Genomic DNA, 18057 nt, shown 5'->3' on the forward strand with positions numbered 1-18057 from the left:
TGCGAGACAAGAGCGCTGCTCTGCTGGTCTTGCAGCTCTCAACTCGTAGCTGCTCTTCTCTTTTTTTATTGGATCTTCCCATGAGTTCTGTTGCTGTGTTCAGCAAGGCCTCGCCGTTCGACGCATTGCAGCGCTGGCTACCGAAACTGGTGCTGGCGCCGAGCATGTTCATCGTTCTGGTGGGCTTCTATGGCTATATCCTCTGGACGTTTGTCCTGTCGTTCACCACGTCGACGTTCCTGCCGAACTACAAGTGGGCAGGCCTGGCGCAATACGAGCGTCTGTTCGACAACGACCGCTGGTGGGTGGCGAGCAAGAACCTGGCCGTGTTTGGCGGCATGTTCATCGGCATCACCCTGGTAATCGGCGTGACACTGGCGATTTTCCTCGACCAGAAAATCCGTCGCGAAGGCTTTATCCGCACCATTTACCTGTACCCGATGGCGCTCTCGATGATCGTGACCGGTACTGCGTGGAAATGGCTGCTCAACCCGGGCATGGGCCTGGACAAATTGCTGCGGGACTGGGGCTGGGAAGGCTTCCGTCTCGACTGGCTGATCGACCCGGATCGCGTGGTGTACTGCCTGGTGATCGCGGCGGTCTGGCAAGCCTCGGGCTTCATCATGGCGATGTTCCTCGCCGGTCTGCGTGGCGTTGATCAGTCGATCATCCGTGCTGCCCAGATCGACGGCGCGAGCATGCCGCGCATCTACTGGAAAGTGGTGCTGCCAAGTCTGCGTCCGGTGTTCTTCAGTGCAGTGATGATTCTGGCGCACATCGCGATCAAGAGCTTCGACCTGGTGGCGGCCATGACGGCCGGCGGCCCGGGTTATTCCTCCGATTTGCCGGCGATGTTCATGTACTCGTTCACCTTCAGCCGTGGACAGATGGGCATGGGCTCGGCCAGTGCAATCCTGATGCTCGGTGCGATCCTCGCGATCATCGTGCCTTACCTGTACTCCGAGCTGAGGACCAAGCGTCATGACTAGTCTCGCCTCCAAACCGGCCATCAGCCTGAGTCGCATCGCGATCTACGCGGTGCTGATCCTCGCGGTCCTGCTGTATCTGGTACCGCTGGTGGTCATGCTGCTGACCAGCTTCAAGACCCCGGAAGACATTTCCACCGGCAACCTGCTGAGCTGGCCGACCGTGGTCAGCGGCATCGGCTGGGTGAAAGCCTGGGCGACCGTTGACGGCTACTTCTGGAACTCGATCAAGATCACCGTTCCGGCCGTGATCATCTCCACCGCCATCGGTGCGTTGAACGGTTATGTACTGTCGTTCTGGCGCTTCCGTGGTTCGCAGCTGTTTTTCGGCCTGTTGCTGTTCGGCTGCTTCCTGCCGTTCCAGACCGTGCTGCTGCCGGCCTCGTTCACCCTCGGCAAGATGGGCCTGGCGAGCACCACCACGGGCCTTGTGTTCATCCATGTGGTCTACGGTCTGGCGTTCACCACGCTGTTCTTCCGTAACTACTACGTGAGCATTCCGGATGCGCTGATCAAGGCGGCGCGCCTCGATGGCGCGGGCTTCTTCACAATCTTCCGCCAGATCATCCTGCCGATGTCGACGCCGATCATCATGGTCTGCCTGATCTGGCAGTTCACCCAGATCTGGAACGACTTCCTGTTCGGCGTGGTGTTCTCCAGCGGTGATTCGCAACCGATCACGGTGGCGCTGAACAACCTGGTCAACACCAGCACCGGGGCCAAGGAATACAACGTGGACATGGCGGCGGCGATGATCGCCGGGCTGCCGACCCTGCTGGTCTATGTGGTCGCAGGCAAGTATTTCGTGCGCGGGCTGACGGCCGGCGCAGTCAAGGGGTAATCATGGCTACGCTCGAACTTCGCAATGTAAACAAGACCTACGGTGCCGGCCTGCCGGACACCCTGAAGAACATCGAACTGTCGATCAAGGACGGTGAGTTCCTGATCCTCGTCGGGCCTTCGGGCTGCGGCAAGTCGACCCTGATGAACTGCATCGCCGGCCTGGAAACCATCACCGGCGGCGCAATCATGATCGGCGACCAGGACGTCAGCGGCATGAGCCCCAAGGATCGTGACATCGCCATGGTGTTTCAGTCCTACGCGCTGTACCCGACCATGAGCGTGCGCGAGAACATCGAGTTCGGTCTGAAGATCCGCAAGATGAGCCAGTCGGCGATCGACGAAGAAGTCGCCCGCGTGGCCAAGCTGTTGCAGATCGAGCACCTGCTCAATCGCAAGCCGGGCCAGCTCTCCGGCGGTCAGCAGCAGCGCGTGGCGATGGGCCGTGCGCTGGCGCGTCGGCCGAAGATCTACCTGTTCGACGAACCGCTGTCCAACCTCGACGCCAAGCTGCGCGTCGAGATGCGCACCGAAATGAAACTGATGCACCAGCGCCTGAAAACCACCACGGTCTACGTGACCCACGACCAGATCGAAGCGATGACCCTGGGCGACAAAGTGGCGGTGATGAAGGACGGGATCATTCAGCAGTTCGGTACGCCGAAAGAGATCTACAACGACCCGGCCAACCTGTTCGTGGCGAGCTTCATCGGCTCGCCGCCGATGAACTTCATTCCGCTGCGCCTGCAACGCAAGGACGGCCGTCTGGTGGCGCTGCTCGACAGCGGCCAGGCCCGTTGCGAATTGCCGATGGCGATGCAGGACGCCGGTCTCGAAGACCGTGAAGTGATCCTCGGCCTGCGCCCGGAGCAGATCGCGCTGGCGAACGGCGAGGGCAATGGCCTGCCGAGCATCAAGGCTGAAGTGCAGGTCACCGAGCCGACCGGTCCGGACACCCTGGTGTTCGTCAACCTCAACGACACCAAGGTCTGCTGCCGTCTGGCGCCGGATGTGGCACCGCAGGTGGGTGAGACCCTGACCCTGCAGTTCGATCCGTCGAAAGTGCTGCTGTTCGACGCCCAGTCCGGCGAACGTCTGGGGATTGCGGGCCTGCCGAAAGCCGAACCGCACAGCGCCAACGTGGCCCAGTTCAAGGGTCGCTGATGAACACAGGCGGGAGCGGGCAGGCCCGTTCCCGCAGGGAGCACGCGGTGCGTGGCCTGTCGCGCGCCGCATCCGATGTAAACCGCGTTAAATAAGAAGAACAGTTAATAACAATAAAACGAGGATGTAGGGATGAAGAAGAACAACAACGCTCAGCGAATCGGCCAGTTGTCAGCAGTTGCGGCAATGATGCTGGCCGGCAGCGTCCACGCGGCTGACGCGTTCAGCTCCGATTCGGAGTGGATGACCGGGGACTGGGGTGGCGAGCGGACCAAGCTGATCGAGCAAGGCATCGACATCAAGATGGACTACGTCGGTGAGGTGGGCGGCAACCTTCACGGCGGCTACAACAACGACAAGACGGCGCGTTACTCCGACCAGTTCGGTCTGGGCGTGGCGCTGGACCTGCAAAAACTGTGGGGCTGGGACAACACCCAGGCCAAGATCCAGCTGACCAACCGTAATGGCGAAAACATTTCCAACGACCGTGTTGGCGATCCGCGTGCCGGCACACTCAGCTCCTCGCAGGAAGTCTACGGTCGTGGCCACATGGTGCGTCTGACCCAGTTGTGGATCAAACACCAGTTCTTCGACAACAAACTCGACATCAAGGCCGGTTACTTCGGCGAAGGCGAAGACTTCAACACCTTCCCGTGCGAGTTCCAGAACCTGGCGTTCTGCGGTTCGCAAGTGGGTAACTGGGCGACCAACATCTGGTACAACTGGCCGGTCAGCCAGGCGGCCATTCGCGTCAAATACAACATCAACGACGAACTCTACGCACAGATCGGTGCGTACAACCAGAACCCGTCGCAGCTGGAACACGGCAACGGCTTCAAGTTGAGCGGCAGTGGCACCAAAGGCACCGTATTGCCAGTGGAACTGGTCTGGTTGCCTAACCCGAACAGCCTGCCGGGCGAATACCGTGTCGGTTACTACAAGAGCACGGCCGATGCCGACGACGTTCGCGAAGACGTCAACGGTTTCGACGCGGCGACCACCGGTGATGCCTACCGCACCCACAGCAGCAAGCACGGTTACTGGTTCGTTGCGCAACAGCAACTCACCAGCCATAACGGTGACAAGAGCCGTGGTCTGAGCATCGCTGCCAACGCCACGTTCCACGACAAGGACACCAACTTCATCGACAACTATCAGTCCGTGATGTTTGTGTACAAAGGTCTGTTCGATGCGCGTCCGAAGGATGACTTCGGTATCGGTGCTGCGCGTATTCACGTCAACGATGACGTGAAGAAAAACGCCGAACTGCTTAACGTCTCCAATGGCGTTTCGGATTACGACAATCCGGTGTTCTCGCCGATTCGCGAAACCGAATACAACTACGAGATCAACTACGGCTTCCACGTGACCAACTGGCTGACCGTACGCCCGAACCTGCAATACATCACTCATCCGGGCGGTGTGGATGAAGTGGATAACGCTTTGGTCGCTGGCCTGAAAATTCAGTCTACGTTCTGACGCGTCTGCGATAAGCTCCTCTCTATGTGCGCATATTTGCGGACAGCCAAGGCTGTCCGCTTTTTTTTGGACAGGGGTGTCGCAGCCCATGAAAGTTGAATCTGGAACCGTGGCCCATGCATGAGCATCCGCTGCAACGCTTCTTCAAATCCTTGCGTGAACGACCGGTGTTCGCCTGGGAGCGCTATCAGATGCGCGATGTGCTGGTGATCGATCATCCGCTGTGTCAGGCGGTGTTCAGTCGCCAAGGCGCGCAATTGCTGCATTTTCAGCCGCGCGGGCAAAAACCGTGGCTGTGGTGCGCGGCGAAATGGCCGCATGTCGGCGCGATTCGTGGCGGCGTGCCGGTGTGCTGGCCATGGTATGGCCGTCACCCGAGCGAAAACGCGTGGCCGTCCCATGGCTGGGCGCGATTGCTGGACTGGAAACTGCTCGACAGCAGCAGCGCCGAGGACGGCGTGCGCCTGCATTGGCAATTGCAGCTGTGCGACTGGCAGGTGGACCTGCACGCGCACCTGGGCGAACGCATGGAATTGCGCCTGAGCACCGAGCATCAGGACGACATGCCGTGCCAGTTGAGCCAGGCTTTGCATGCTTACTGGCGTATTGGCGATGTGAGTGAGATAGCGCTGTCTGGGCTCGAAGGGGCGCAGGGTTACGACCAGTTGAACCGTGAGATTTGTCAGCAGGAAGGCGAGTTGCGGGTCGATGGCGGCTGTCAGCGGGTGTTCCAGCATGACGGCGAATTGCAGCTCAAGGATCACGCCTGGCAGCGCGAGTTGTGCATCGATACCGGCGACAGCGCGGACACCGTGGTGTGGCATCCGGGGACGCGGCCGTTGCTCGGCGTGACCTGGGATGAGATCTCGGAGTTTGTCTGTGTTGAAGCGGCGGCGGGTGGCACCGACAGTCTGCATCTGGCGCCGGGGGAGAAGGCGCATTTGAGTTTGCAGGCGTGGGCTGCTGCGTAATGATCGCTCCCATGCAGAGCGATGATCGTTCCCACGCTCCGCGTGGGAATGCAGCCCGTGACGCTCCGCGTCACTGGACGCAGAGCGTCCCTTGAGGCATTCCCACGCAGAGCGTGGGAACGATCAGCGCGAACTAGTTGAACTCGTCACCCACCGGATACCGGCTCGCATTCAAGCTCTCTTTGATCTTGCGCAGATGCGGCTGGAAATCCACCCCGCGACGCAGCGTCATCCCCGTCGCCAGCACATCCAGCACGGTCAACTGAATGATCCGCGAAGTCATCGGCATGTAGATGTCGGTGTCTTCCGGCAGCGGAATATTCAGGCTAAGCGTACTGGCCTTGGCCAGCGGCGAGTTCTCGGCGGTCAGGCCCAGCACCGAAGCGCCGTTCTCCCGGGCGATGCGCGCCACTTCCACCAGTTCGCGCGTGCGGCCGGTGTAGGAAATGATCACGAACAGCTCGCCGGTGTGCGCCACCGAGGCAATCATCCGTTGCATCAGCACATCGGCGTGGGCGGTGACTGCCAGGTTAAAGCGGAAGAACTTGTGCTGCGCATCCAGCGCCACCGGCGCCGAAGCACCCAGGCCGAAGAAGTGGATCTGCCGGGCCTGGATCAACAGGTCGACGGCGCGGCTGATCAGGTTCGGGTCCAGTGCCTGGCACGCGCTGTCCAGGGAGGCGATCGCACTGCCGAAAATCTTCTGCGTATAGGCCTCGGGATTGTCGTCAGCTTCCACTGCGCGGCTGACATAGGCCGCGCCGCTGGCCAGGCTCTGCGCCAGTTGCAACTTGAGTTCGGGGTAGCCGCTGACGCCGAACGAACGGCAGAAACGGTTGACCGTCGGTTCACTGACCGACGCCGCCTGGGCGAGGGCGGCGATGCTGAAGCGGGTGGCCTGCTGTGGGTTGAGCAGGATCACTTCGGCGACTTTGCGTTCGGCCTTGTTCAGCTCTTCAAGGCGACTCTGGATCTGTTCCAGTAAATTTCGCACGCGGTCCATAAGAATTCCTAGATTCACCGGCGCCGATAAGCGCGCGGCTATGCAAATTGGGCCTTTGATGTGGCCCGTGACGGTGGCCTATCCTACTGATGGCTCCGACCGACCACCACTCGGAATCTGTATTTTGCGAAAATGTTGTGGTTATTACTACATTTTCCCTTGAGTGATGCCTTGAAAAAAGGTATTTGTAGCTTAACTTGATAAAAGAACAAACATCATGCCTTCGATTACGGTTGAACCGTGCACCTTCGCCTTGTTCGGCGCCTTGGGCGATCTGGCCCTGCGCAAGCTGTTTCCTGCCCTTTATCACCTTGATGGCGCCGGCCTGTTGCACGAGGACACGCGCGTTATCGCACTGGCCCGTGAGACGGGCACCGAGCAGCAGCACCTGGCGTTCATCGCCGCCGAGCTGCGTCGTTATGTGGGCAAGGAGCTGGACGAGGCCGTGGCCGAGCGCTTTCTGGCGCGCCTGACCTACCTGCACGTCGACTTCCTCAAGGCTGAAGATTACGTGGCGCTGGCCGAACTGGCCGGCAGCACGCAACGCATGATTGCCTACTTCGCCACTCCGGCGGCGGTGTACGGCGCGATTTGCGAGAATCTGGCGAACGTCGGTCTGGCGGAAAACACCCGCGTGGTGCTGGAAAAACCGATCGGCTCCGACCTCGAATCCTCGCGCAAGGTCAACGACGCCGTGGCGCAGTTCTTCCCGGAGAACCGCACCTACCGCATCGACCACTACCTGGGCAAAGAGACTGTTCAGAACCTCATCGCCCTGCGTTTCGCCAACAGCCTGTTCGAAACCCAGTGGAACCAGAACTACATCTCCCACGTGGAAATCACCGTGGCCGAGAAAGTCGGTATCGAAGGCCGCTGGGGTTACTTCGACAAGGCCGGCCAGCTGCGGGACATGATCCAGAACCACCTGCTGCAACTGCTCTGCCTGATCGCCATGGACCCGCCGGCCGACCTGTCCGCCGACAGCATCCGCGACGAGAAGGTCAAGGTACTCAAGGCCCTGGCGCCGATCAGTCCGGAAGGCCTGACCACGCAAGTGGTGCGCGGCCAGTACATCGCCGGGCACAGCGAAGGCAAGTCCGTGCCGGGCTACCTCGAAGAGCCGAATTCCAACGCCCAGAGCGACACCGAAACCTTCGTTGCCCTGCGTGCCGACATTCGCAACTGGCGCTGGGCCGGCGTGCCGTTCTACCTGCGTACCGGCAAGCGCATGCCGCAGAAACTGTCGCAGATCGTCATCCACTTCAAGGAACCGTCGCACTACATCTTCGCCCCCGAGCAGCGCCTGCAGATCAGCAACAAACTGATCATCCGCCTGCAACCGGACGAAGGCATTTCCCTGCGCGTGATGACCAAGGAGCAAGGCCTGGACAAGGGCATGCAACTGCGCAGCGGCCCGCTGCAACTGAATTTTTCCGACACCTGGCGCAGCGCTCGGATCCCCGATGCCTACGAGCGGTTGTTGCTGGAAGTGATGAACGGCAATCAGAACCTGTTTGTCCGTAAAGATGAAATCGAAGCCGCGTGGAAATGGTGTGACCAGCTGATCGCCGGGTGGAAAAAATCCGGCGACGCGCCCAAGCCGTATGCGGCCGGGTCGTGGGGGCCGATGAGCTCCATTGCATTGATCACGCGGGACGGGAGGTCGTGGTATGGCGATATCTGATGTGAAACTGCCCGAGGGCGTGAATGCCCGCGAATTCAAGAGCCCGGTGCTGCTCGCCGAAGGCCTGGCGCTGAATGTCGCCAAGCAATTGAGCGAAGCGCTGGCGGCACGTGGCAATGCGGTGCTGGTGCTGTCCGGCGGTCGTAGCCCGGTGGCGTTTTTCCAGCACCTGGCCAAGCAGGAACTGGACTGGTCGAAGGTCGTCGTGACCCTCGCCGACGAGCGCTGGGTGCCGGTCGAACATGCCGACAGCAACGCCGGTCTGCTCAAGCAATATCTGCTCAGGGGCCCGGCGGCCAAGGCTCAGTTCCTCAGCCTCTACAGCGCGGCGGCCAACGTCGAGCAGGCTGCGGAGCAGGCTGATCGTTTGCTCGCCGAATTGCCGCCCATTGACGTGCTGGTGCTGGGCATGGGTGATGACGGTCACACCGCATCACTGTTCCCGGACAGCCCGAACCTGGCCGAAGCCCTGCAAGCCGACGGCACCCGTCGCTGCTGGCCGATGCTCGCACCAAGCGTGCCACGCCAGCGCCTGACCATGAGCCGGGCGCTGCTGGCGTCGGCGCGGCACAAGATTCTGTCGATTTCCGGTCAGTCGAAACTGACCACCCTGAATGCCGCACTGGCATCCAACGACGTCGCCGCCATGCCGGTTCGCGCGTTTCTGCAACCTACGTTAGAGATTTACTGGTGCCCATGAGCCAAGGAACAGCCGCTATGAAAATTCCATCCCCGACCGTTTCCATGGCGGACAAAGTTGCCCTGATCGACAGCCTCTGCGCCAAGGCGCGGATCCTGCCGGTGATCACCATCGCCCGCGAACAGGACGTGCTGCCATTGGCCGACGCCTTGGCCGCCGGTGGTCTGACCGCGCTGGAAGTGACCCTGCGTTCGCAGTTCGGCCTCAAGGCGATCCAGATCCTGCGCGAACAGCGTCCGGAACTGGTGACCGGTGCCGGCACCGTGCTCGACCGCAATATGCTGGCCGCGGCCGAAGCTGCCGGTTCGCAATTCATCGTCACCCCGGGCATCACCCGTGATCTGCTGGAAGCCAGTGTCGAAAGCCCGATCCCGCTGCTGCCGGGCATCAGCAATGCCTCCGGCATCATGGAAGGTTATGGCCTGGGTTATCGCCGCTTCAAGCTGTTCCCGGCGGAAGTCAGCGGCGGCGTGGCTGCAATCAAGGCACTCGGCGGCCCGTTCGGCGAAGTGAAATTCTGCCCGACCGGCGGCGTCGGCCCGGCCAACATCAAGAGCTACATGGCGCTGAAAAACGTCATGTGCGTGGGCGGTAGCTGGATGCTCGATCCTGAGTGGATCAAGAACGGCGACTGGGCCCGCATTCAGGAATGCACCGCCGAGGCGCTGGCGCTGCTGGACTGATACTTTTCAATTAGTTGCAACCCTACACTTCGTTGTGTGTTCTACGGCTTTAACGGTGCGCTTGGTCGGTGCGCCGTTTTTTTTGCCCGCAAAAAGCTTTTGTTATTTCGAGAAACGTTATTTCGAGATACATAGTTACCGCACCAAGCTTCGAATGTGGCGTTAACCTGCGTTCATCTTATGGAAGAGAGAACGCGTCATGGACAACCAGCCTTCAGCTCCATCGGTTTATCAACTGGCCCCCGAGCAAGTCGCGGGGCCCTATTTTCGCAATCCCAAACTGCTGCGCCGCAACATCAGCGAAGGCGCCGAGGGCCTGCCGTTGCTGCTGCGCCTGACCATCGTCGACGCCATGACCGCCGAGCCGGTCAGCGGTGCGCTGGTGGATATCTGGCACTGCAACGCCCGCGGCGCTTATTCCGGCTGGAGTCGGGTGAACCCGGATCTGGAAGTCGACGTCGAGGACATCGGCTCGATCCCGCGAACCGACGACGACACCTATCTGCGCGGCGGTCAGTTCAGCGACCACAAGGGCAGGGTGCGCTTCACCACGATCTATCCGGGTTTCTACGCCGGGCGAGCCCTGCACATTCACGTGGCGGTGCGTATCGTCTGCGGTAATGAGTATCTGGATGAGCGCAATGTGGCCTGGGTCGGCCAACTGTATTTCCCGGAGGTGGTCTCCCGCGGCGTGCTCAACAACAAGGCCTATCGCGGGCGAGGCTCGGCGCCGGTGTGTAACGCCGACGATGCCTACTACACCACTATGGGCGGAGAAGCATCGACCCTGACCGTCTGGCCGATCGGCCGCGACTCGCACGAGGACGGCTACTTCGGCCACCTCACGATCGGCATCGACACCTTTGCGGTATCGTCGCAGATCAAGCCCGAGGACTTCGACAAGTACACGGTTTAACGCAGTTCGTTCAGCGCCTGAACCAGGAGCTGGATTTCCGCCGCCGTGGTGGTCAGCGACGGCGTGATACGGATGCATGGCCCACAGGCCGAGCCATTGCGCACCACGGTGAACAGGTTGTAGTCGTTGAGCAGGCGTTCGACCATCACCTGCTGGTCGGCATGCCGGGTAAAGCGTAGCGAGGTGATGCCGCAATAGAGACGCGGATCGTCCGGGGTCGTGACTTCGATGCCCGGCAGATTGCGCACGGCGCTCACCCACAGGTTGCGCAAGTAATTCATCCGCGCGCCTTTGGCGGCCGCGCCACCCAGTGCGCGGTGTTCCTCGAACACCAGTGGCAAGGTCATCAACGCCGGAATGTTCGGCGTGCTGTAAGGCGTGCGCGAACGGATGTCGTCAGCCGAAAAATGCATCTCGCCCATGTCCGGGTCGATGTCGGCCAGGCGCTGCGGGGCGATGTAGATAAAGCCGAGGGTCAGCGGCGAGCCGATCCACTTGTGCAGGTTGTACCCGGCGAAGGCGATGCCCAACGCTTCGAGGTCGAACTCAATCTGCCCGAGCGCATGGGCGCCATCAAGGATGATATCGACGCCATGCTCCCTGGCCAGCGAGGCAATGGCCTGCACCGGCATTACCAGCCCGGTGCGGTGGGTAACGTGAGTCAGCGCCATCAGCTTGAGCTTCGGATAGCGGGTAAAGGCTTCGCGGTAAGTCGCCAGCAGGCTGTCGAAGCTGGCCGGGTGGGCGTGCTCGATCTCGATCACTTCGACCCCGCGATGCTGCGCCAGCCAGCGCATGGCGCCCTTGACCGTGTCGTACTCCAGGTCGCAGATCAGCACCTGGTCGCCCGGCTGCAGGCGGTTGTAGTTGCGGATCAGAGATTGCAGGCCGGCAGTGGCGTTGTGGGTGAACGCCACGCTTTGCGCGCGGACGCCGATCAGCTCGGCCAGTTGCGCGCGGATATCGAGGCTGTCGTGCTGTTCGAAACGCTGGCGAACGTAGATCGAGTTGCTGTTGTTGATCAGCTCGATGTTGCGCTGATACTCCTCGATCACGGTGCGCGACATCCGTCCGAAGTAGCCGTTCTCCAGGTTCACGGGGCCGGGGTGGCGATCGTAACGGTCGGCGAAGGTTTGCCAGAAGGCTTCGTCTCGGGCGCGGCGGGTGTTATCGGGCATGGTCGACTCGGATCAGGGTGACGCCTCAGTGGCGCGGGGCAGGTTTGCCATGTTTGGCGCGCAGCGGTTCGAGCAGTTCCGACAGGCCGTTGTGATCGATTTCCTGCATCAGGGCCAGCAGCCCGCCCAGTTCGCCATGGGGAAATCCTTCCCGGGCAAACCAGTTCAGGTACGGGCCCGGCAGGTCGGCAATGATCCGGCCCTTGTACTTGCCGAAGGGCATTTCGCGGGTGATCAACAGTTCGAGCTTTTCGGGGTTCATCGTTGGAATCGTCTGGGTTGGAAAACACGTTGGAAAATACAGGCATTCTGCATGCAGGCCAAATGACAGATCATGCAAATAACAGGCATACAGATTTGCGCTTTATTTGTAAGCTCTTGAAAAATAACGATTAAATTCTTTAGCGAAAGCTGGCACGACCACTGCAACACTCCTTGCATCTTTCACCCACGCAAGGAATTGAAAAATGACTGACATGAATAAAGAAGCCATCTCCGTCCTCAACGACCTGATCGAAACCAGCAAGGACGGTCAGGAAGGCTTCAAGACCTGCGCTGAAGACATCAAGCACCCTGAACTGAAAACCCTGTTCACACAGCGCTCCGCCGATTGCGCAACGGCTGCGGCCGAGCTGCAAGCCGCCGTGCGTTCGATGGGCGGCGATCCGGAAACCTCGACCAGTGTCAGCGGTGATCTGCACCGTCGCTGGGTCGACGTCAAAGCAATGTTCACCGGCAAGGACGAAGAAGCGGTGCTCAACGAAGCCGAGCGCGGTGAAGACCACGCCCTGAAGGCTTATCGTGAAGCAATCGAGAAGATCAACAAGCACAACCTGGTCGGCATCCGTGATCTGGTCGAACGCCAATACCACGGCGTGCAACGCAATCACGATCAGGTGAAGGCGCTGCGTAACCAGGCTCGCGCACGCTCGTAAGCGTTCGAGGCCAACAAAAACGCCAGCTGGTCTGGCGTTTTTTTGTGCCCGGATTTAACCGAGGACGATCAGCCGATGCTGATGGCCGGCAACGTCGGGAGGGTAACGGTCTGTTGCTTGCGCGGCGCCAGGATCTCGGCCTCGCCGTCCACCACCAGCTCATCGCGCTGGTTGAATACGCGCGTGGCGATGCGCACACGGAATTTCGGCAGTTTCTCGAGGATTTCCAGGCGTACGGTCAGGGTGTCGCCGATCTTCACCGGTTTCTGGAAGCTCATCTGCTGGCCGATATAAATGGTGCCCGGCCCAGGCAGCTCGCAAGCCACGGCCGCACTGATCAGCGCGCCGCTGAACATGCCGTGGGCGATACGTTCCTTGAACATGCTGGCGGCGGCGAACTCGGCGTCCAGGTGCACCGGATTGTGGTCGCCGGACATCGCGGCGAACAGCTGAATGTCGCGTTCTTCGACAGTCTTGCTGTAGCTCGCGGTCTGGCCCACTTCGAGGGCTTCGTAAGGGATGTTGGTAACCTGGGTCATGGGTCTGAATTCCTGTGACGGATGAAATGAATCCACAAAAAATTATTCGCTGCGGTGCGGCCGGCGATGGCTCAGGGCCTGTTCGATCCAGGCCAGCACATCGGCGGTCACTTCGTCGCGGTTGCTCTCGTTGAACAATTCGTGCCGCGCCTGCGGGTAGATCTTCAGTTGCAGGTTCTGGCTGCCGGCCGCGCGCAAGGCGTTGGCCAGATCAGTCAGACGCTTGCCTTCGCTCACCGGATCACATTCGCCGCCGATCACCAGCAGCGGCAGGCCCGGATCAATCTGGGCGAGATTGGACGCTTTGCTGATTTGCTGCAACCCGCCGAGCAGGTCGATCCACAACTGATTGGTGCAGCGAAAGCCGCACAGCGGGTCGGTGGCGTACTTGTCGACCTCGGCCGGGTCGCGACTCAGCCAGTCAAATGCGGTGCGCGCAGGTTTGAATTTATTGTTGAACGAGCCGAACGACAGCCATTCGATCAGCGCGCTGCGGCCCTTGGCGCCCTGGCGCAGTTTTTCGAACCGGGCGATCTGCCGGGCCGCGCGGTACAGCGAAACCGGCTGGAAATTCGAGCCGCTGAGAATCGCGCCGTGCAGGCTGGCGCTGTGATGCAGCAGATAAGCCTGGGCAATGTAGCTGCCCATGCTGTGCCCGAGCAGCACGATCGGTACTCCCGGATGACGCTGGCCGAGGAACTGGTTGAGACTCGCGAGATCTCCAACCACCTTGCACCAGCCATCGTCGTCGGCGAAATGCCCCAGCGTCCCATGAACGGCGGTTTTGCCATGCCCGCGCTGATCGGGCGCGTACACACCGTAACCTTCGGCGCAGAACGCCTCTGCCAGCCGAGCGTAGCGGGCGCTGTGTTCTGCCATGCCGTGGGCCAGCAGAATCACCGCCTTCAGCGGCGCGTTCGGCAGCCACTGGTTGACGAAGAGGCGGCTGCGGTCACTCGCGTCCAGCCAGAAGGTGTCGTGGATCATGGCGATTCCTTTTGCGGCCTGTTTTTGCTCAAGCGTCTTGCAGAGGTTGCATTGTATAGCGCGTCCGATCAGCTCACGCCACGGCAGGAAGATTCACACGATCAATGACGACCTTGCCCATATTTGCCTGATTGACCATAGCTGCTAGTGTCCGTGAAGCCCCGCTTTTTGCTCTCGGCTTTTTCACGGACGGAAAGAAATGACAGCGAAGCGGCCCCGGATCGGCTCAGGTAAAGAGGACAAGAACAATGCAACCTGATTTCTGGAATGACAAACGCCCGGCGGGCGTACCCCTGGACATCGACGCGGGTGAATTCAAGTCGGTGATCGAGGTGTTCGAGCGTTCCTGCAAGAAATTCGCTGATCGCCCGGCGTTCAGCAACATGGGCGTGACCCTGACCTACGCCGAGCTGGAGCGCCAGAGCGCCGCGTTCGCCGGTTATCTGCAAGCCCACACCGATCTGGCGCCGGGGGATCGCATCGCGGTGCAGATGCCCAACGTCCTGCATTATCCGATTGCCGTGTTCGGCGCCTTGCGTGCCGGGCTGATCGTGGTCAACACCAACCCGCTGTACACCGCGCGGGAAATGCGCCACCAGTTCAAGGATTCCGGTGCCCGGGCGCTGGTGTACCTGAACATGTTCGGCCAGAAAGTCCAGGAAGTGCTGGCGGACACCGACATTCAGTATCTGATCGAAGCGAAGATGGGCGACCTGATGCCTGCCGCCAAGGGCTGGCTGGTCAACACCGTGGTCAGCAAAGTGAAGAAGATGGTGCCGGCGTATTCGCTGCCCCAGGCGATTTCCTTCAAGAGCGCTCTGCGCATGGGTCGGGGCCTGGGCATCAAGCCGCTGAAGGTCGGCCTGGACGACATTGCCGTCCTGCAATACACCGGCGGCACCACCGGCCTGGCCAAGGGCGCGATGCTGACCCACGGCAATCTGGTGGCGAACATGCAGCAGGTGCGCGCCTGTCTCGGCCAGTTCGGCAGCGACGGCCAGCCGTTGTTGCGCGAAGGGCAGGAGGTGATGATCGCGCCGCTGCCGCTCTACCACATCTATGCCTTCACCGCGAATTGCATGTGCATGATGGTGTCGGGCAACCACAACGTACTGATCACCAACCCGCGTGACATCGGCGGCTTCATCAAGGAGCTGAAGAACTGGAAGTTCTCGGCGCTGCTGGGGCTCAACACGCTGTTTGTCGCGCTGATGGATCATCCGGACTTCAAGACCCTGGATTTCTCCACCCTCAAGCTCACCAACTCCGGCGGTACCGCGCTGGTCAAGGCCACGGCCGAACGCTGGGAACAGATCACCGGTTGCCGGATTACCGAAGGTTACGGCCTGACCGAAACCTCGCCGGTGGCCTGCACCAACCCTTACGGCGAGCTGTCACGAATCGGCACGGTCGGCCTGCCGGTGCCGGGCACCTTGTTGAAAGTCATCAACGACGACGGCGTCGAGCAGCCGCTGGGCGAGCGCGGCGAGCTGTGCATCAAGGGCCCGCAGATCATGAAGGGCTACTGGAACAAACCCGAGGCCACCGCCGAAGTGCTGGATGCCGAGGGCTGGTTCAAGTCCGGCGACATTGCTGTGATCGACCCGGACGGTTTCGTGCGCATCGTCGACCGCAAGAAAGACATGATCATCGTCTCCGGTTTCAACGTGTACCCGAACGAAATCGAAGACGTGGTGATGGCCCACCCGAAAGTTGCCAACTGCGCAGTGATCGGCGTGCCGGACGAGCGTTCCGGCGAGGCGGTGAAGCTGTTTGTGGTGGCGCGGGAAACCGGGGTGAGCCTGGAAGAGCTTAAGGCCTACTGCAAAGAGAATTTCACGGCGTACAAGGTGCCGAAACACATCGTGCTGCGTGAGTCATTGCCGATGACGCCTGTCGGGAAAATTCTGCGCAGAGAGTTGCGCGATATCGCTTAAAAGAACTGCGCTTCGCGCAATCGCGAGCAAGCTCGCTCCCACGGGTTATCGATGAGCCTGCGGGAGCGGGCCTGCTCGCGATTTTTGTTTCAAGCCCCCGAAAACCGGGACTTTCAAGGTGTTATAGGATTTTTGCTCTAAAATGACTGCCAGTAGTTCTTGAGTCATTAAAATGACTGTAGGGGCCGCTTTTGGCTCTAGTCGACCCTTGGCAAAGCTGCTACTCTCGGCGCGCTTTGTGACTTCTCGGCCTTGTAAAAAGCCAGACTCACCAATAAACAAACACCAATAATAATCGCATCAAATGCGGTGCTGAATTCGCGTTGCTGAGGAGTGGGCTTCCATGATCGAAGACTTTTGGAAGGATAAGTACCCCGCTGGAATTGCTGCCGACATCAATCCAGACGAGTACCCGAATATTCAGGCAGTGTTGAAGCAATCCTGCCAACGCTTCGCCGACAAACCGGCGTTCAGCAACCTGGGCAAAACCATCACCTACGGTGAACTGTACGAATTGTCCGGTGCGTTTGCCGCTTATCTGCAACAGCATACCGATTTGCAGCCCGGTGATCGAATCGCCGTGCAACTGCCCAACGTGCTGCAGTACCCGGTCGCCGTCTTCGGCGCCATCCGCGCCGGGCTGATCGTGGTCAACACCAACCCGCTGTACACCGCGCGGGAAATGGAGCACCAATTCAACGACTCCGGTGCCAAGGCGCTGGTGTGCCTGGCGAACATGGCGCACCTGGCCGAAGCCGTGGTGCCGAAAACCGGCGTCAAACACGTCATCGTCACCGAAGTCGCCGACCTGCTGCCGCCGATCAAGCGCCTGCTGATCAACAGCGTCATCAAGTACGTGAAGAAAATGGTTCCGGCCTACCACCTGCCCAAAGCCGTCAAGTTCAACGACGTGCTGAGCAAGGGCCAGGGCCAGCCGGTGGCTGAAGCCAACCCGGACAGCGGCGACGTCGCGGTGCTGCAATACACCGGCGGCACCACCGGCGTGGCCAAGGGCGCGATGCTCACCCATCGCAACCTCGTCGCCAACATGCTGCAGTGCAAGGCGCTGATGGGCTCCAACCTCAATGAAGGTTGCGAGATCCTGATCACGCCACTGCCGCTGTACCACATCTATGCGTTCACCTTTCATTGCATGGCGATGATGCTGATCGGCAACCACAACATCCTGATCAGCAACCCGCGCGACCTGCCGGCGATGGTCAAGGAACTGTCGAAGTGGAAGTTCAGCGGCTTCGTCGGCCTCAACACGCTGTTCGTGGCCCTGTGCAACAACGAAGGTTTCCGCAAGCTGGATTTCTCGGCGCTGAAAGTCACCCTGTCCGGCGGCATGGCCCTGCAACTGGCCGCAGCCGAGCGCTGGAAAGCGGTCACCGGTTGCCCGATCTGTGAAGGTTACGGCATGACCGAAACCAGCCCGGTGGCCACGGTCAACCCGATTCAGAACATTCAGATCGGCACCATCGGCATTCCGGTGCCGTCGACCCTGTGCAAAGTCATTGACGACGCCGGTGTCGAGCAGCCGCTGGGCGAAATCGGCGAGCTGTGCGTCAAGGGCCCGCAAGTGATGAAGGGTTACTGGCAGCGTCAGGAAGCCACCGATGAAATGCTCGACAGCGAAGGCTGGCTGAAGACCGGCGACATCGCGCTGATCCAGCCGGACGGCTACATGCGCATCGTCGATCGCAAGAAAGACATGATTCTGGTTTCCGGTTTCAACGTGTATCCGAACGAACTGGAAGACGTGCTGGCGGCCCTGCCGGGCGTGTTGCAGTGTGCGGCCATCGGCGTTCCGGACGAAAAATCCGGCGAGGCGATCAAGATCTTCATCGTTGCCAGACCGGGTGTCACCCTGACCAAGGAACAGGTGATGGAGCACATGCGCGCCAACGTCACCGGCTACAAGGTGCCGCGCTCCGTGGAGTTCCGCGATGCGTTGCCGACCACCAACGTCGGCAAGATCCTGCGTCGCGAACTGCGTGACGAAGAGCTGAAGAAGATCAAGGCGAAGAACGCCGCGTAAACAGGAAGCCCCGC

Annotated in this window: 17 protein-coding genes; 12 read left to right on the plus strand and 5 right to left on the minus strand. The window is 60.5% G+C overall.

Features of this window, described 5'->3' with window-relative positions:
* The first annotated feature begins 80 nt into the window (after positions 1 to 80).
* The 5 genes from ACM6JM_RS14135 (at position 81) to ACM6JM_RS14155 (ending at position 5440) form a co-directional block, all read left to right on the plus strand.
* Positions 81 to 989, plus strand: a complete 909-nt coding sequence (locus ACM6JM_RS14135; RefSeq protein ID WP_007951166.1) for a carbohydrate ABC transporter permease — start codon at positions 81 to 83, stop codon at positions 987 to 989.
* A complete protein-coding gene (locus ACM6JM_RS14140) occupies positions 982 to 1827 on the plus strand; it encodes a carbohydrate ABC transporter permease (RefSeq protein ID WP_007951164.1) in 846 nt (281 codons plus the stop codon). The genes ACM6JM_RS14135 and ACM6JM_RS14140 overlap by 8 nt, the downstream gene beginning before the upstream one ends.
* A 2-nt stretch (positions 1828 to 1829) precedes the next feature.
* A complete protein-coding gene (locus ACM6JM_RS14145) occupies positions 1830 to 2990 on the plus strand; it encodes an ABC transporter ATP-binding protein (RefSeq protein ID WP_085610787.1) in 1161 nt (386 codons plus the stop codon).
* Positions 2991 to 3122: 132 nt separating this feature from the next.
* Positions 3123 to 4469, plus strand: a complete 1347-nt coding sequence (locus ACM6JM_RS14150) for a carbohydrate porin (protein ID WP_074688306.1) — start codon at positions 3123 to 3125, stop codon at positions 4467 to 4469.
* A gap of 116 nt (positions 4470 to 4585) precedes the next feature.
* Positions 4586 to 5440 (plus strand): D-hexose-6-phosphate mutarotase, encoded by an 855-nt coding sequence (locus ACM6JM_RS14155; RefSeq protein ID WP_414882091.1) that lies wholly within the window; start codon positions 4586 to 4588, stop codon positions 5438 to 5440.
* Between the two features lie 133 nt (positions 5441 to 5573).
* On the opposite strand, the gene ACM6JM_RS14160 is transcribed toward ACM6JM_RS14155, so the two are convergent.
* Positions 5574 to 6434 (minus strand): MurR/RpiR family transcriptional regulator, encoded by an 861-nt coding sequence (locus ACM6JM_RS14160; protein ID WP_169842436.1) that lies wholly within the window; start codon positions 6432 to 6434, stop codon positions 5574 to 5576.
* 226 nt (positions 6435 to 6660) lie between these two features.
* On the opposite strand from ACM6JM_RS14160, the gene zwf reads away from it, so the two are divergent.
* The 4 genes from zwf to ACM6JM_RS14180 all read left to right on the plus strand — a co-directional run bounded on the left by zwf (position 6661) and on the right by ACM6JM_RS14180 (position 10426).
* Positions 6661 to 8127 (plus strand): glucose-6-phosphate dehydrogenase, encoded by a 1467-nt coding sequence (gene zwf / locus ACM6JM_RS14165; protein ID WP_039766097.1) that lies wholly within the window; start codon positions 6661 to 6663, stop codon positions 8125 to 8127.
* Entirely contained in the window at positions 8114 to 8827 is a 714-nt protein-coding gene (pgl, locus tag ACM6JM_RS14170) for a 6-phosphogluconolactonase (protein ID WP_103386022.1), read from the plus strand. Before zwf ends, pgl begins: the two co-directional genes overlap by 14 nt.
* Positions 8828 to 8844: 17 nt before the next feature.
* Positions 8845 to 9510 carry a bifunctional 4-hydroxy-2-oxoglutarate aldolase/2-dehydro-3-deoxy-phosphogluconate aldolase gene (locus tag ACM6JM_RS14175; RefSeq protein ID WP_039766101.1) on the plus strand — a complete coding sequence of 222 codons (666 nt, stop codon included), beginning with the start codon at positions 8845 to 8847 and terminating at the stop codon, positions 9508 to 9510.
* Positions 9511 to 9709: 199 nt separating this feature from the next.
* A complete protein-coding gene (locus ACM6JM_RS14180) occupies positions 9710 to 10426 on the plus strand; it encodes an intradiol ring-cleavage dioxygenase (RefSeq protein WP_074688304.1) in 717 nt (238 codons plus the stop codon).
* Here the strand turns inward: ACM6JM_RS14180 and ACM6JM_RS14185 are convergent.
* Positions 10423 to 11604, minus strand: a complete 1182-nt coding sequence (locus ACM6JM_RS14185; RefSeq protein WP_414882093.1) for an aminotransferase class V-fold PLP-dependent enzyme — start codon at positions 11602 to 11604, stop codon at positions 10423 to 10425. The two genes, ACM6JM_RS14180 and ACM6JM_RS14185, sit on opposite strands and share 4 nt — an antisense overlap.
* 25 nt (positions 11605 to 11629) lie before the next feature.
* On the minus strand, positions 11630 to 11866 hold the full coding sequence (locus tag ACM6JM_RS14190) for a DUF3820 family protein (protein ID WP_003213031.1): 237 nt from the start codon (positions 11864 to 11866) through the stop codon (positions 11630 to 11632).
* A 205-nt stretch (positions 11867 to 12071) separates the two neighbouring features.
* Between ACM6JM_RS14190 and ACM6JM_RS14195 the strand changes: the two genes are divergently transcribed.
* Positions 12072 to 12539, plus strand: coding sequence for a PA2169 family four-helix-bundle protein (locus tag ACM6JM_RS14195; protein WP_039766107.1), 468 nt, complete (start codon positions 12072 to 12074; stop codon positions 12537 to 12539).
* Positions 12540 to 12607: 68 nt separating this feature from the next.
* Here the strand turns inward: ACM6JM_RS14195 and ACM6JM_RS14200 are convergent, their stop codons facing one another.
* Both ACM6JM_RS14200 and ACM6JM_RS14205 read right to left on the minus strand, forming a co-directional pair.
* Entirely contained in the window at positions 12608 to 13078 is a 471-nt protein-coding gene (locus ACM6JM_RS14200; protein WP_003227420.1) for a MaoC family dehydratase, read from the minus strand.
* A gap of 42 nt (positions 13079 to 13120) precedes the next feature.
* The gene (locus ACM6JM_RS14205) at positions 13121 to 14065 is read right to left on the minus strand and encodes a lysophospholipase (protein ID WP_414882094.1); all 945 of its coding nucleotides are present in this window, start codon (positions 14063 to 14065) and stop codon (positions 13121 to 13123) included.
* 248 nt (positions 14066 to 14313) lie between these two features.
* On the opposite strand from ACM6JM_RS14205, the gene fadD2 reads away from it, so the two are divergent.
* Both fadD2 and fadD1 read left to right on the plus strand, forming a co-directional pair.
* On the plus strand, positions 14314 to 16002 hold the full coding sequence (gene fadD2, locus ACM6JM_RS14210) for a long-chain-fatty-acid--CoA ligase FadD2 (RefSeq protein WP_039766110.1): 1689 nt from the start codon (positions 14314 to 14316) through the stop codon (positions 16000 to 16002).
* 343 nt (positions 16003 to 16345) lie between these two features.
* Positions 16346 to 18043 carry a long-chain-fatty-acid--CoA ligase FadD1 gene (gene fadD1 / locus ACM6JM_RS14215; protein WP_039766111.1) on the plus strand — a complete coding sequence of 566 codons (1698 nt, stop codon included), beginning with the start codon at positions 16346 to 16348 and terminating at the stop codon, positions 18041 to 18043.
* Positions 18044 to 18057 lie beyond the last annotated feature (14 nt).

Source organism: Pseudomonas sp. IT-P2 (assembly GCF_949767575.1).
GTDB classification, from domain to species: Bacteria; Pseudomonadota; Gammaproteobacteria; order Pseudomonadales; family Pseudomonadaceae; genus Aquipseudomonas; species Aquipseudomonas pharyngis.